Here is a 15,501-nt window from a genome sequence, read left to right as displayed (position 1 = left end):
CTATGCTGTCATTTAATCAGGTTTCCGCGCACTACGGTAAAATCCAGGCGCTGCATCAGGTTAGCCTGCATATCAACCAGGGCGAGATCGTGACGCTGATCGGCGCCAACGGCGCGGGCAAAACCACACTGCTGGGTACGCTGTGCGGCGAACCGCGTGCGTCCGCAGGTTCCATCGTGTTTGATGGGAAGGACATCACCGGCTGGCCGACGGCGCGCATCATGCGTGAAGCCATCGCCATCGTGCCGGAAGGTCGCCGCGTATTTTCCCGCATGACGGTGGAAGAGAATCTGTCGATGGGCGGTTTTTTCGTCAAGCGCGAGCTGTATCAGCAGCGTATCGCACGGGTGTACGAGCTGTTCCCGCGACTGTTTGAACGCCGTACTCAGCGGGCGGGCACCATGTCCGGCGGTGAACAACAGATGCTCGCCATCGGCCGGGCATTGATGAGCCAGCCGCGTCTGCTGTTGCTGGATGAACCGTCGCTCGGCCTGGCGCCGATCATCATCCAGCAGATCTTCGACACCATCCAGCGGTTGCGCGCAGAAGGCATGACTATCTTCCTGGTGGAGCAGAACGCTAACCAGGCACTTCGTCTGGCTGATCGGGGTTATGTGCTGGAAAACGGCCATGTGGTACTAGAAGATACCGGTGCGGCATTATTAGCGAATGAAGCCGTGCGTTCCGCCTATCTTGGCGGTTAGAATCTCCCCGAGCCGGTATTCTCCGGCCCGCTTAATGTCATCATTTCTTGCAAACAATTAAGTGAGACTCAACATGTCAACGGATGGGTTACTGGCGCAGCGTATGGCGCGCCTGAAAAGCTCCGCAATTCGTGAATTGCTGAAGCACAGCAAAATGGACGGCGTGATTTCGTTGGCGGGCGGCATTCCTTCTGAAGCGTTATTTGATTTCCAGGGGCTTAACGAAGCGACCCAACGGGCGATTACCGAACAGCCGTCATCGGCGTTCCAATATGGCCTGACCGAGGGCAGCCCGGTATTGCGTGAGCGTATCGCCGAACTGTGCGCGTTACGCGGCATCAAGACCCACGCGGAAGAGATTGTCGTGACCGCCGGTTCCCAGCAGGCGCTGGATCTGGTGATGCGCGCGACCGCCAACCCGCAGGATATTTTTGTGGTGGAGCGCCCGACCTATCTGGCGGCGCTGCAAACGCTGGAGCTGGCCGAAGCGCAGGTGATGTCGGTCGGATCCGACGAGTACGGCATGGTGGTGGACGAACTGGCCGCGCTGCTGGAAACCACGCGCATCAAAGGCGTGTATCTGGTGCCGAATTTCGGCAATCCGAGCGGTGTGACGCTGAGCGAAGCCCGCCGTCGTCAACTGCTGGAACTGGCGGTACGCCACGGTTTTCTGATCATTGAAGACGATCCGTATGGCGAACTGCGCTTTACCGAGACGCGCCAAACGACGATTTACCAGCTGGCGCAAGAGGCTGGCCATGCCGATCGCGTGGTGTATACCTCGTCGTTCTCCAAGATTCTGGCGCCGGGGCTGCGTCTGGGCTGGGCGATTCTGCCCGACTGGCTGCTGCACAAAGTGGCGATCATCAAACAGGCCGCCGACCTGCACGCCAGCTCGCTGTCTCAGACTATCGTGGAATACTATCTGGGAACCGGGCGTCTGCCGGCGCAGATTGACAAGATTCGTGAGGCTTACCGCCAGAAAGGCGAACTGCTGTCCGAACTGATGGCCAGTGAGCTGGGGGATGTCATCGAATTCAACCAGCCGGAAGGCGGGATGTTCCTGTGGGCGCGTTTCCGTCAACCGTTCGATACCACCGCTTGGTTGCAGAAGACGCTGGAACAAGGCGTGGTATTCGTGCCCGGTGAATTCTTCTTCGCCGACCATCCAGATCGCTCAACGCTGCGCCTCTCTTTCGCGACCGCGACACAAGAGCAGATGCATGAAGCCGTAGCCCGCCTGCGGCGCGCGCTGTAAGACCTGTCCCCTGATGACGGCGGGATATAAACCGTCATCAGGGAATAACACCCGGCGAATGGCTGCCGGGCTGATTTCCTCGGCGGTCGTTATTATCCTGCGCTCCGCAACATGATGATTCTGGCATCACCCGTCCTGCAAAGCCCGGAGCCGCTACCGCGTCAGTGTATCAGCGCCCGGTGGTTGACGGCCGAAGTAACGTCGTCGGCATTCGCCATCTCCAGCCGCTTGCGGGAGATCACCTCTTCCACCACAAAGATTTTGATTAAATCCACCAGATGCGTGGCTTGATGGCTCAGGTTCTCCGTTGCGGTGGCGGATTCTTGCACCAGTGCGGCGTTCTGATGAGTCACTTGATCGAGCTGAGCGACAGCGAGGTTGATTTGTGAAATACCCAGTTGCTGTTCTCGGGTAGAGAGGCTGATTTCGTTGATGAGCTCCGCCACCTGCCGACTTTGATCCAAAATTTCACTCATCGTGATGCCGGCGTGGGAAACCAATTCCGTTCCCGCTTCAATTTGTTGCACGCTGGTTGTGATCAACGTTTTGATGTCGTGCGCGGCGTTGGCGGAGTGCTGTGCCAGCGAGCGGACTTCGCTGGCGACGACGGCGAAGCCTTTACCTTCTTCACCGGCCCGCGCCGCCTCGACGCCGGCGTTCAATGCCAGAATGTTGGTCTGAAATGCGATGGTGTCGATCAACTGGATAATATCGACGATTTTTTGCGAGCTGCCGCTGATGTTATTCATCATGGAAACTACACCACTAAACACTTCGTTGCCCTTCTGGGCTGTGGCGGTGGCGTTGTTTGCCAGATCAGTGACATGTTTGACGATTTCCACATTGTGGTTAACGGCATTACTGATTTGCTCCATGGACGCGGCGGTTTGTTGCAGGCTGGCGGCTTGTTCTTCCGTGCGCTGGCTGAGATCGCTGGTGCCGCTGGCAATTTCATTGGTGCCGGTGGCAATGGAGTCGCTACTTTGACGTACTTGATCGACGATATGACACAGGTGCTTACGCATCACTTCAATCGCGGCCAATAGGCTACTGTCGTCGTTTTTTCGCAAAGGAATGCTGATCGCCAGATTGCCTTGCGCGATTTGTTGGGCGATATAGACGGCCTCCGACGGTTCACCCCCCAGTTTTCCTTTGACCTGACGTGTAATGAGCCAGGCGATGACGCTGCCGAGCACCAATGCCATGAGGGTCAGCATAAACATGAGGTTGCCGGAGTCATTCGCGAGTTGCTCTGAATTAACAGATAAATCGTTAGTGCTGTCTTTTTGGTAATTGATGATGTTGTCGATGGCTTGCAGCAGTTTTGTCTGCGCTGGCTGGAATTCGTTGAGAATGACATGTATGGCCTCCCCATCACGGTTGGCCAGGCCGAATTCAATGACTTTTTTCAGTGCGGTGATGGCGTCTGGCCGGGCTTCTTCCAGCTTTTTCAATAGCGCCCTGGCGGCAGGCGATACGGTTAATTCGTCAAAGCGTTTGAGCAACGCCGTACTTTTTGCGACGGCGTCGTCAATACGCTGTTTTTCTATTTGCATCTGGGCGGGATCGGAGGACAACACCAAATCCCGCGCAGCATTGGAAACAACCATGATGTTGCTTTGATAAGACTGCATCATCAACAGTTTAGGAACCCGATTTTCAGCGAGTTCATTGATGTTGCCGCTAAGTTGCCAAAGCTGTATGCGGCCAAAGCCCGCCACCAGAAAGCCGATCAAAATCACGATCGCAAAGCTAGAGCCGAGCATGGTACTTAACTTCATCTTGCTGATTCTTTTCATAATATCCCCTGCCAGTGTCATCATCTGCGCGCACCGGTGTGCCGCAATGGCTAAACCAGAACAACAGGGAGATCAGAGCACCCACAGGGACTGACTTGATACCCCCAGCTTCTTGCTGTGAACGTTTATGCATACTGCGGGGATCGTCCATCGATATGGTCGTTCAGGTAACAGCAGCCCGACACCGTTATCGGTGTAAGGGCCGAAGCGCTGAAGTTCATGCCGATAACAGCGAATCTCGCGGATGATAAAAAAGTGCACAGCCACACGGCTAATGACGCCTATCAGATCAGCGTCCGGACTGGTGTTGGGCCATCGCTGAGAATCACGGCGGCGATGGAACGTGTGTATGAGGCTCAGCTCATGGTGCCATCCTGATGGATGCCGAAGGGGCAGGTGCTGTCATCCTTGTGGTTTTTTTTTAAGCTGACGTTTTAACTATGAAAGGAGAATTATGGTTTGTCTAACGGAGGCACACTTTTTTTAACCTGCCGGGAATCGTTCGCCAGCAGGTTTATCTATATGAAAAATATTAATTATTTAATCCGCGCTTATTCGGCTTCTTAGCGCATGGCTGTGGTGAGCCTGTGCTTGCAATTAAAATCGCTCCCACCCTTCATTGCCACTTCCAGCAAGAGCCGGGTGCAAACTGCGGGATGTCGCCAGTGCGCTCTGGGCGGTGTTGCTATGTTGGGGAACCTCAATCACGAACATATGCATCAATTCCACCAGATGGCTCGCCTGCGCGCTCAAGCTCCCTGCGGCGTTGGCGGATTGCTCGACCAGCGTGGCATTCTGCTGGGTGACAGTATCCAATTGGCTGATGGCCTGATGGATTTGGCTGATACCGGACTCTTGCTCTTGTGTCGTCAGGCCGATTTCATTGATCAAATCGGCGACATGGCGTGCCTGCGTCACGATCTCTCCCATCGTAATACCTGCGTGATCAACCAGTTGTGAACCGCTTTTCACCTTATCCATGCTTGCAGTGATCAGCTCTTTAATTTCTTTGGCGGCTGAGGCTGAACGTTGCGCCAGCGAACGCACTTCGCCGGCCACGACGGCGAAACCGCGGCCCTGTTCGCCGGCGCGGGCAGCCTCAACTGCCGCATTCAGCGCCAGAATATTGGTTTGGAACGCGATGCCGTCAATGACGCTGATGATATCGCCGATTTTGCTGGAACTGGCGGCAATATCATTCATGGTGAGGATGACATGACTTACCACCTCGCTGCCTTTGGCGGCCGTATCGCTGGCGGAGGTGGTGAGTTGCACCGCCTGACGCACGGTATCGCCGTTTTGGCGAATGGCTTGACTGATCTGTTCCATGGATGCGGCGGTTTGCTGCAGGCTGGCGGCTTGCTCTTCGGTACGTTGGCTGAGGTCGGTACTGCCGATAGCGATCTGCTGTGAGCCGGCGGCGATGGATTCGCTGCTTTTGCGCACCTGGCTGACGATATGGCTGAGGCTGTCGCACATGGCGCGCATCATGGCCAACAGGCTATGGCGATCATTGGCTTTCAGTTTGACATTGACGGACAGATTGCCTTGCGCCACCAGCTGGGCGATGTGAGAGGCATAAACCGGTTCTCCGCCCAGTAGCCTGGTGATGAGGCGGGTGATCATCCAGGCAATCACGCTGCCGGCGAGGGTAATCAATATCGCCAATGACAGCATCAGCAGGCCGGCATGATTGGCTTGTGATTCTGAGTCGTCAGCCGTGGCGCTGGTCACGCTTTTCTGATAGTTCAACAGCCTATCTATCGCCTTGAACAACGCATCCTGCGTATTGCGTACTTCGCCGAGAATCAGGTTTTTTGCCTTGTCCGGCTGATTTGATAACCCGAATTCGATGGTTTTTCCGATCGCGTCCAGATAAGCCGGGCGCTTTTGTTCCAGCTGGTCGAGCAACGAGTTTTGTTCTGCTGTCGTCGAGGTTTTTCGCAGTAAAACGAGCAGGTCGCTGTTTCTGGGAATAATCGTATCAATCCGCTGTTTTTCAATAAGCATTTGTTGTTGATCGGTAAGTAATGCAATATTTCTTATCACCCTGGCGGTAATATTCATATTGTCTTTATATTCTTGTATCAACTGTAACTCTGTGAGGCGTTCTTTTGACAGCGTTTGAATATGGGTACTGAGTTGCTTTAACTGTATTTGCCCATAAATCGCGACCAGAAAACCAATAGCGATGACCATGGCGAACCCTGTACCTAACATGAAGCTGAGTTTCATTTCTTTAAAAAAACGCATAGCATCACCTTTTTATATAAGATTTATGTTAGCCATTATTCAAATGCAGGTGCGGTGATTTTATTACCCGGTGTCTTCCTGGTATTTGAATTTATCTGGATATATACCTGTCATACTTCACGTTGCCGGCGCATTGGCTTTATGACTCGGCCCATCCTTGAGCGTCGCCCGTTGGGCGCAAGCCGTTGCGTTCAAATCTACTTCCGTCAGATTTGTCGTTCATGCGAATCACTTACCGGAGTAAGCTCATCGGGATTCACCTTCCTGCTTCTCGAATTATTCAGGGTATAAATATTGGTTTTATTCGTGTGATTCAGACAATAATAAAGCCACTGATAAAAACATCAGGGAGAAATTGTCTGTAAATATTAACCAAACCGTTAATTTTAATTTATTAAGAGAGTTGAAAAATATAATCGATATATAGAACATTATATTCTGGTATATTTGTTTCCAGACTTTATCATTCTTCCTGAATTAATTTCAGTATGGATTTTTTTAAATCGTTTGTCGATAAGCTGTGAAAAAAAATTTTCATATTTGTTAATGCTATCGCATTGAAAAAAATAGCATCATTTTCCGAATGTAATTTACAAAATAAATATGATCGCTAATGCCATGTGGTTTGTGTTGATATTAAAAAAGGCGAACCCTTTTTGAGGTTCGCCGATGATGATGTCCCAACAATCGATTTTTAGCCGGCTCGCGTTCGCGTCAGCATGTTTCCCCGGCGAGCCAGACTTAACTGATCGGCATGAGTTTTAACTGCGGCGTTGTGGTGGGGATGGTGACATGTGGCGTGGCTGCGATTTCGCCGCCACGAACCGCAAATATCCGCATCAATTCCACCAGATGGCCTGCTTGTGCGCTCAAACTCCCTGCGGCGTCGGCGGATTGCTCGACCAGCGCGGCATTTTGCTGGGTGACGGCATCCAATTGGCTGATGGCCTGATGGATTTGTCCGATACCGGCCTCTTGCTCCTGCGTCGTTAAACCGATTTCATTGATCAGACTGGCGACATGGCGCGCCTGGGTGACGATTTCATCCATCGTAGCGCCCGCGTTGCCGACCAACAGCGAGCCGCTTTCCACCTTATTCATGCTTTCGGTAATCAGTTCTTTGATTTCACGGGCCGCAGATGCGGAACGCTGGGCCAGCGAACGCACTTCACCGGCCACAACGGCGAAACCACGCCCCTGCTCGCCGGCGCGGGCGGCTTCCACCGCGGCGTTCAGCGCCAGGATATTGGTTTGAAATGCGATGCCGTCAATCACGCTGATGATATCGCCGATTTTGCGGGAACTGGTGGTGATGTCTTCCATGGTGCTGATGACATTGCCGACGACATCGCTGCCTTTGGCGGCGGTATCGCTGGCGGAGGTGGCGAGTTGTACCGCCTGACGCACCGTATCGCCGTTTTGGCGAATGGTCTGGCTGATTTGTTCCATTGATGCGGCGGTTTGTTGCAGGCTGGATGCTTGCTCTTCCGTGCGTTGGTTGAGATCGGCATTGCCGGACGCGATCTGCTGCGCGCCGGTGGCGATGGATTCGCTGCTCTGGCGCACTTGGCCGACGATATGGCTCAGGCTGTCACGCATATTGCTCATGGCGGCAAGCACGCTGCGTTCGTCGCCGCTATTCAACGCGACGTCCACCGCCAGATTGCCTTGCGCCACCTCATGGGCGATAGCCGTGGCGTATTGCGGTTCGCCGCCCAACTGGCGTTTGAGATAGCGGCTAAGCGCCCAGGCGGTGATGATGCCGATCAGCGTGCCGAACAGCGCCAGACCCAGCATCAACAACCCGGATTTGTTCGCCAACCGCTGCGCTTTGCTGGTGAGATCCAGCGTCAGCGATGACTGGTAATCCGTCATGTCGTTCAACGTATTGAAAATACCTTCCTGCGCTTTTTGCAGATCAGCGACGATAATATTGCGCGCCTGAACCGGACGTCCTGCCATCCCGGCGTCAATGGCATTCTGCATGGCTTCGACGTAGGAAGGGCGGAATGTATCCATCTGCTGGAGCCGTTTTTTCATTTCCGGGTCGGTGGCGTTTTGGCTGATTTGCGCCAGCAACCTGTCGCTGCTGGCGTTGATGTCGTCAAGCCGCTGGCGTATCTGCTCCTTCTGTCCTTTGTCGTTCAACAGCGCAATATCCCGGACACCGCGTGCGGCGTCGTTGACGTTGTCTTTCATTTTCTCCAGTTGCAACAGCATCACCATATGCGACTTCGATAACGTCTGCATATCTTCGCTAAGGCTTTTCAATTGATGCTGTCCGAATAATGCAATCAGTAGCCCGATGATGACCACCCAGGCAAAACCAGAATTCAGTCTGGTTGCGAGTTTTATTTTGCTGAAGGAGTTCATAGGTTCCCTTTTCCCCGGTAGAGATGACGATTCAAGCGCCCTGTCGCGGTGACGAACAGGACGTGTCCCGTAATGACGAGTGATGGCATCCACATGTCATTGCGGGAAGCGCCTGGGCTCTGGTTTTCATGCGTGAGTGACACACTCACCCTCTTTCCGATCTCGGATCATGCTGGTCGCTTTTATCGCTCCGGCTAACCGGGTTGAGCGTGCGCAGCGCTATCGATCAACAGCCGAATTGTTGTGGGTATAAAAGGTAAGCGCCCTGGGGGTTTTGGTTATTTAAGCGCATATCGTCGATATCTCTTGCGGACATCGGGGGAATTAACCCGCATTTTTGCTGGGCGTTTACAATGACAAACTACCAAAACGAAAGATTTTTAATAATAGGTATTCGCTATGTCAGCGCAGGCGATAAGGTGGGGGCGAGAGCTTACAAAGACGCATGGTCAGTGAGGAAGTGCCGCCCTCTGTTGGAGAGCGGCTGAAGGCAGGAGGCACTCAGAACGTTTCCCAGTCACCATGGCCTGAGGCGGGCGCGGGTTTGCGTAATGCGATTTTGGGCGGCGTCAGTTTTTCCGCCTTGCGCGGAGAGGCTGACGGCTGAGTCTGGCGCAGAGGAGGGGTTTGCTGAATGGTAAAGACGCTCATCAGTTCCACCAGTTTCGCCGCTTGATCGTTCAGACTGTCGGCGGCGCTGGCGGATTCTTCAACCAGCGCGGCATTTTGCTGGGTGACGCCATCCAACTGGGTGATGGCCTGATTAATTTGTGAAATGCCGGATTCCTGTTCCTGGGTGGTCATGCCGATTTCATTGATGAGATTAGCGACGTGCTGCGCCTGATTGACGATGTCGCTCATGGTTTCGCCGGCATGCCCCACCAGTTGCGAGCCGCTTTCCACTTTTTCCATGCTGGTGGTGATGAGCGCTTTGATCTCGCGAGCGGCCGATGCCGAACGCTGCGCCAGCGAGCGCACTTCTCCTGCTACCACCGCGAAGCCGCGACCCTGTTCGCCGGCACGAGCGGCTTCCACCGCAGCGTTCAGCGCCAGGATGTTGGTCTGGAATGCGATGCCGTCAATCACCGTGATGATATCGCCGATTTTACGGGAACTGGCGGTGATATCGGCCATGGTGGTGATGACGTCGTTGACGACGTCGTTGCCTTTGGCGGCGGTTTGGCTGGCGGTGCCGGCAAGCTGAGCGGCTTCGCGCACGGTGTCGCCATTCTGGCGGATGGTCTGGCTGATTTGCTCCATCGACGCGGCGGTTTCCTGGACGCTGGCGGCCTGCTCTTCGGTGCGGCGGCTCAGGTCGTTGCTGCCGATGGCGATTTCGCTGGAGCCGGTAGAGATGGACGCGCTGCTGTCGTGAACCTGCCGTACAATATTGCTCAATCCGGAGCGCATATCGTTCATGGCGGCCAACAGGCTGGTGTCGTCGCCCGGCTTCAGTTCAACCGTGATGGCCAGGTTGCCTGCGGCGATCTGGCGGGCAATATCCGAGGCGTAAGCCGGTTCGCCGCCGAGCAGTCCTTTGATTCTGCGGGTAATCAGCCAGGCGATGCCGGTGCCCAGCACGGTTGAGATGCTGGATAACACCAGCATCAGTAAACCGGCGGTTTGCGCGTTCTGGCGGGCATCATCTGCTGCCTGTCTGGTATCGCCTTTTTGATAGCTCACCATCTCGTTGATGGCTTTAAAGTAATTGGCCTGCGCCGGTTGTACTTCATTCATGATGACGCTTTTGGCATCGTCATATTTTTTATCCAGGCTGAGTGCAATGGCTTTTTGCGTGGCGGCAAGGCTCACCGGCCGTACTTGGTTGATGGCATCAAGCAACGCTTTTTCTCTGGGAGTGGTGGCCAGCTCGGTCACACGTTTCAGAATGTCGCTATTTTTGGCGATGGTCTGGTTGATGAGCTGTTTTTCCTGCGCAACCTGTTCCGGCGCGGTAAACAGCGTCAGGTTGCGTGCGGATATGGCGACGCTGTTCAGGTTATCTTTCAATTCCTGAATCAGCAGTAAGCCTTCCAGTTGGTCGGTAGCCAGATTATTCACGTTATTGCTCTGTTGCCGCAGTTGAAATTGCCCGTAGGCAGAAACGAAGAAACTGATCATCAGTACCACGGCAAAACCGGCGCCGAGCATGGTAGCCAGTTTCATGTTTTTGAAGAGACTCATGGTTTATCCCCCTGTGGATTGTTTTTAATCGCGGCAAACCGATAAAAATGAGGTGAAAAATAATCAGCGCATTGGGTTATTTGCGATTTCGGGGATTAATGTAATGGATGAGTCTTTGTTATATCTTAAGAAATAAAATAATTATGAATTATTTTATCTCATTGTTTTTAAATTAATTTTTATTTATTTTTACGAATAGTAATTCGCGTTATTTTATATTCCGTGATGATTTTAATCTTGCCCGATAGGTTATTTATTAAAAATAGCGATTGCGATCACAATATAGATGATTCTGTATAGTTCAATGCCGTTGCGGGCCATCAACCCATGGGATTCACGTGTTCTTTGCGGTGACATGATCGCCAGCCACCCTCAATGGTGGGGCTAAGACTAAGAGCCGACCCATTAGGGCTACTTCACTTGCCATTGTGACCCTGGGTAGCGCTTGAAATCTCAATGTTCCGGTTTGCTCGCTGTGCTATGCGGGGAATACACCGCTATTCGTGCAAATAGCGGTGTAGGCCTGTGGGCAGGAATCAGAACTGTTCCCAGTTGGTGTTGCGAGTGTTGGTTGCCAAGGCCAGTTTGTTGGCTAGCGGGTTTCTCTGCGTCGGCTGGGCGACGCGAGGCGATGCCAGATTCTGAATCTTGAACGAGCTCATCAGCTCCACCAGTTTCGCCGCCTGGTCGCTCAGGCTATCGGCCGCGCTGGCGGATTCCTCCACCAGCGCCGCGTTCTGCTGGGTGACTTGATCAAGCTGATTGACTGCGTCATTGATCTGGGTAATACCGGACTCCTGTTCTTGTGTGGTGACGCCGATGTCGCCGATCAGCGTGGCGACCTGACGGGCCTGGCCCACCAGCTCATCAATGGTGGTGCCTGCTTCGGTTACTAAGTGAGAGCCGGTTTCAACCTTGTTCACGCTATCGTCGATCAGCGTTTTTATCTCCTTGGCGGCGGATGCAGAGCGCTGCGCCAGGGAGCGGACTTCGCCGGCGACCACCGCGAAACCGCGGCCCTGTTCGCCGGCGCGGGCGGCTTCCACTGCGGCATTGAGCGCCAGAATGTTGGTCTGGAACGCGATGCCGTCAATCACGCCGATGATGTCGCCGATTTTGCTGGAGCTGCTGGAGATATCCTGCATGGTGCGCACGATGTTGTTGACGGCCTCGCCGCCTTTCGCCGCGGTAAGGCTGGCGGACTGCGCCAGTTGGGTCACTGCGCGGACGGTTTCCCCGTTATGATGCAGCGCCTGGCTCATCTGCTCCATCGACGCGGCGGTTTGCTGCAGGCTGGCGGCCTGCTCTTCGGTACGCTGGCTAAGGTCGGTACTGCCTGCAGCGATTTCGCCGGCGCCGGTGGAGATGGATTCGCTGCTGTCACGCACCTGGCTGACGATGCGGCTCAGGTTTTCCCGCATGTTGTTCATGGCGGCCAGTACGCTGGTGGCGTCGCCGGGGCGCAGTTCAACGTTGACCGAGAGATTGCCGTTAGCAATCTCCTGCGCGACGGCGGCGGCGTAGACCGGTTCGCCGCCAAGTTGGTTTTTGATGATGCGGGTGATGAACCAGGCGGTCAGCGCGCCGGTCAATGCCGCGGATAGCGCCAGTATCAGCATGACGGCGCCATCGGATCGGGCCTTGTGCATGGAGTTTTCAACCACGCTGAGGGTGTTTTTTTTCTGCACTTCCATCATGCCATCCAGCGCCTGGAACACGCCTTTCTGTGCCCGCTGCATCTCGTTGAGCATGATGTCGCGCGCCTGTGTGCGCAGTTCAGGTTGATTGGACATGCCATATTCAACCGCTTTGTTAAAGGCGCTCAGGTAGGCTGGCCGGGCCTGGGTGAGTTGTTCAAGCAGGTGTTTGGTTTCAGGTACGGATAGCCGGGTGCCCAGTTCTTTCAATACTTCGGTATTTCGGGCGATTTGCCGGTCGATCTGCTGTTTTTCATGTTGAATGCGTTCGGGGTTGTCGCTGAGTCCGATATTGAGCACCAGACGGGCGTTGGTATCGAAGCCGGTTTTGGCTTCCTGAATCAGTATCATGTTGGTGAGCGTTATGTTGGATAGTTCCTCGATATCGTCTCCCAGCCTGACCAGTTGCCCACGGCCAAAAACGGCGACCAGAAAACTAATGATGATCACTAACAAGAACCCTGCGCCCAGCATGGCGCCCAGTTTCATTCTGTTTAATACGCTCATAAAGATCCTTACTTTAATAATAGATATTCCATAAAACGCATCTGACATCTGTCAGAACCTAACCGAACAGGCTCTTAAGGTAGGATATTAGGTAAGATGCGTGGTTAGCCGTGCGTGATGCCCGAAATTGCCTGACTTATCCCCCTTTCTCATATTGTCTACTCGCTGTGTTGACGTTGTTGATAACTCCATACGTTGTGCTGGAAATAATCAGGTGATTAATGGTTAATTTAAATAAAATAATTAAATGAAACTACTAATCACTGATTTCGATAGCGTATAAATAGGCATGGCGATAAATTAATCATCATCCTGCGTTGAAACACAATATTACGGATTAAGAATAAAAAATATTATTGAGTTTGTCGATCTCCCGTCTGTTAGATAGCAGAATCATAATACCTAATAAAATCTATTTTTGTGAGCCGGGTTAAGCTGTTCTGGTTATCCGAGCTCATACCATTACCTATTATTCGGTATTTATGCGAAAGGGAAATGTGGAATGCGCAACCGACGGTTTGTCTGGCGGTGGTTTATACCCATCATGCGTCATGTCGCTGGCGCGTTGGCGTTATCAGGCGGCGGGGGCCGCGTTCGTATCCGCTCCCGCAAACGGTGTTGTCCACTGCATCACTGATAGGATCTTATTCATCGGCGTTCACTTACTGACTGATTTCCTGAGGCCCAAATTATTTAGGGTGGCGCGGCAATGCGTATATTTCAGCCACATTGGATAATGGCGGTTCATATTCAGGCGGCGTAAACGATAATTACTCGTACCCGATATCATCAGGTTATTCTGTGATGAGACACAGACATTTCATATTTTTACCGATGAGATTCGATTCATCATTATTACTACGAATAAAAAAACGTATTACCGAAAAATCTAATCATAATAACCGGTAGTAAGTGTTACCTTCATTATGTTCCCGCAAGAATGGGGCATATTCAGATGTTCCGCTTATCTTTATGAAACGTTATTGTTCCCGATGAAATGTTATTGCTCCCCTATACCCAAAATAATTCGAGTTGCAGTCAGACTGCCAATCCGCGAACGCCGATGAACCTATGCCGGTCAGTGATGCGGTGAGCAACACCGTTTCCAGGAACGGATGGCAGCGTAGCTGGCTAGCCCCACTGCGCTCGACATCGAGGGCTTGATGATCGCCGGATAAAATAATAATTAATGTTAATCAACAAGATATACGTTTTTAGCCTGAGTATTTCGCCATGAAACAGAGCATCTGAGCGCTGCCTTGCAATCGTATGCATTGTCATCGGGTTGTCATGTAAAAATTATTTTTCTGTCATTTGGGCGTGTCATGTTACCTGCCGAATATAAACGCGCTTTTTCGCTCAATAATCGCGATAACAACCTCTCAGGAGACAGCATGTTTCAGCACGCTATCCGTAAAACCGCCGCCGTCGTCATTATGGCGTTGGCCGCCAGCGCACAGGCGCAGGCCGTTACCGAAATCCCGTTTTGGCACTCGATGGAAGGGGAACTGGGTAAAACCGTCAGCTCGCTGGCGGATCGCTTCAACCAGACGCACAGCGACGTGAAGATTGTCCCGGTTTACAAAGGCAACTACGAGCAGAGTCTGGCGGCGGGTATCGCGGCTTATCGTAGCGGCAATGCGCCGGCCATCCTGCAGGTGTATGAAGTGGGCACCGCCACCATGATGGCCAGCAAGGCGATCAAGCCGGTGTATCAGGTCTTCAAAGACGCCGGCGTGCCTTACGACGAGAAAATCTTCGTGCCGACCGTTTCCGGTTACTATTCCGACTCCAAAACCGGGCACCTGCTGTCCCAGCCGTTCAATAGCTCTACGCCGGTGCTGTATTACAACAAAGATGCCTTCAAAAAAGCGGGTCTGGATCCGGAGCAAGCGCCGAAAACCTGGCAGCAGATGGCCGAGTACACCGCCAAGCTGCGTGCTTCCGGCATGAAATGCGGTTACGCCAGCGGCTGGCAGGGCTGGATTCAGATTGAAAACTTCAGCGCCTGGCACGGTCTGCCGATCGCCACCAAAAACAACGGGTTCGACGGTCTTGATGCGGTACTGGAGTTCAACAAGCCGGTTCAGGTCAAACATATCCAGATGCTGGAAGACATGAACAAGAAGGGTGATTTCACCTATTACGGCCGTAAAGACGAACCGACCGAGAAGTTCTATAACGGCGACTGCGCCATGACCACCGCCTCGTCCGGTTCGCTGGCTAATATCCGGCAGTACGCCAAATTCAACTACGGCGTCGCCATGATGCCGTATGACGCCGATGAGAAAGGCGCGCCGCAGAACGCCATTATCGGCGGGGCCAGCCTGTGGGTGATGAACGGTAAAGACGCCGCTACCTATAAAGGCGTGGCGGAATTTATGCAGTTCCTGTCGACACCGGAAATCGCCGCCGAGTGGCACCAGAAGACCGGTTATCTGCCGATCACCACCGCCGCTTACGAACTGACCAAGCAGCAGGGTTTCTATGACAAGAACCCCGGCGCCGACATCGCTACCCGTCAGATGCTGAACAAAGCGCCGCTGCCGTTCACCAAAGGGCTGCGTCTGGGCAATATGCCGCAGATTCGCACCATCGTGGATGAAGAGCTGGAAAGCGTCTGGACCGGCAAAAAGACCCCGCAGCAGGCGCTGGATGCCGCTGTGGAGCGCGGCAATGTGTTGTTGCGCCGTTTCGAACAAGCGAACAAGTAACTGCATTCCAGG

General features: G+C 53.3%; 8 protein-coding genes. 3 read left to right on the top strand and 5 right to left on the bottom strand.

The window, feature by feature from the left end; all coding sequences use genetic code 11:
• Positions 1 to 2 precede the first annotated feature (2 nt).
• Both livF and DPA2511_RS19900 read left to right on the top strand, forming a co-directional pair.
• On the top strand, positions 3 to 704 hold the full coding sequence (gene livF / locus DPA2511_RS19905; RefSeq protein ID WP_015855513.1) for a high-affinity branched-chain amino acid ABC transporter ATP-binding protein LivF: 702 nt from the start codon (positions 3 to 5) through the stop codon (positions 702 to 704).
• 73 nt (positions 705 to 777) lie between these two features.
• Positions 778 to 1,962 carry an aminotransferase-like domain-containing protein gene (locus tag DPA2511_RS19900; protein ID WP_015855512.1) on the top strand — a complete coding sequence of 395 codons (1,185 nt, stop codon included), beginning with the start codon at positions 778 to 780 and terminating at the stop codon, positions 1,960 to 1,962.
• A 161-nt stretch (positions 1,963 to 2,123) separates the two neighbouring features.
• Here DPA2511_RS19900 and DPA2511_RS19895 read toward each other — a convergent pair whose 3' ends face one another.
• From DPA2511_RS19895 to DPA2511_RS19875, 5 genes are all read right to left on the bottom strand, one after another.
• Positions 2,124 to 3,761 carry a methyl-accepting chemotaxis protein gene (locus tag DPA2511_RS19895; protein WP_015855511.1) on the bottom strand — a complete coding sequence of 546 codons (1,638 nt, stop codon included), beginning with the start codon at positions 3,759 to 3,761 and terminating at the stop codon, positions 2,124 to 2,126.
• Positions 3,762 to 4,358: 597 nt separating this feature from the next.
• A complete protein-coding gene (locus DPA2511_RS19890) occupies positions 4,359 to 6,014 on the bottom strand; it encodes a methyl-accepting chemotaxis protein (protein ID WP_015855510.1) in 1,656 nt (551 codons plus the stop codon).
• A gap of 741 nt (positions 6,015 to 6,755) precedes the next feature.
• A complete protein-coding gene (locus DPA2511_RS19885; RefSeq protein ID WP_015855509.1) occupies positions 6,756 to 8,387 on the bottom strand; it encodes a methyl-accepting chemotaxis protein in 1,632 nt (543 codons plus the stop codon).
• A gap of 501 nt (positions 8,388 to 8,888) precedes the next feature.
• The gene (locus DPA2511_RS19880; protein WP_015855508.1) at positions 8,889 to 10,571 is read right to left on the bottom strand and encodes a methyl-accepting chemotaxis protein; all 1,683 of its coding nucleotides are present in this window, start codon (positions 10,569 to 10,571) and stop codon (positions 8,889 to 8,891) included.
• A 536-nt stretch (positions 10,572 to 11,107) separates the two neighbouring features.
• Entirely contained in the window at positions 11,108 to 12,775 is a 1,668-nt protein-coding gene (locus DPA2511_RS19875) for a methyl-accepting chemotaxis protein (protein WP_015855507.1), read from the bottom strand.
• Between the two features lie 1,394 nt (positions 12,776 to 14,169).
• On the opposite strand from DPA2511_RS19875, the gene ugpB reads away from it, so the two are divergent.
• Positions 14,170 to 15,489 carry a sn-glycerol-3-phosphate ABC transporter substrate-binding protein UgpB gene (ugpB, locus tag DPA2511_RS19870; RefSeq protein WP_015855506.1) on the top strand — a complete coding sequence of 440 codons (1,320 nt, stop codon included), beginning with the start codon at positions 14,170 to 14,172 and terminating at the stop codon, positions 15,487 to 15,489.
• Positions 15,490 to 15,501 lie beyond the last annotated feature (12 nt).

Source organism: Musicola paradisiaca NCPPB 2511 (assembly GCF_000400505.1).
GTDB classification, from domain to species: domain Bacteria; phylum Pseudomonadota; class Gammaproteobacteria; order Enterobacterales; family Enterobacteriaceae; genus Musicola; species Musicola paradisiaca.
The sequence above is the reverse complement of the archived record's forward strand: the minus strand, read 5'-3'. Positions and strand labels throughout refer to the sequence as shown.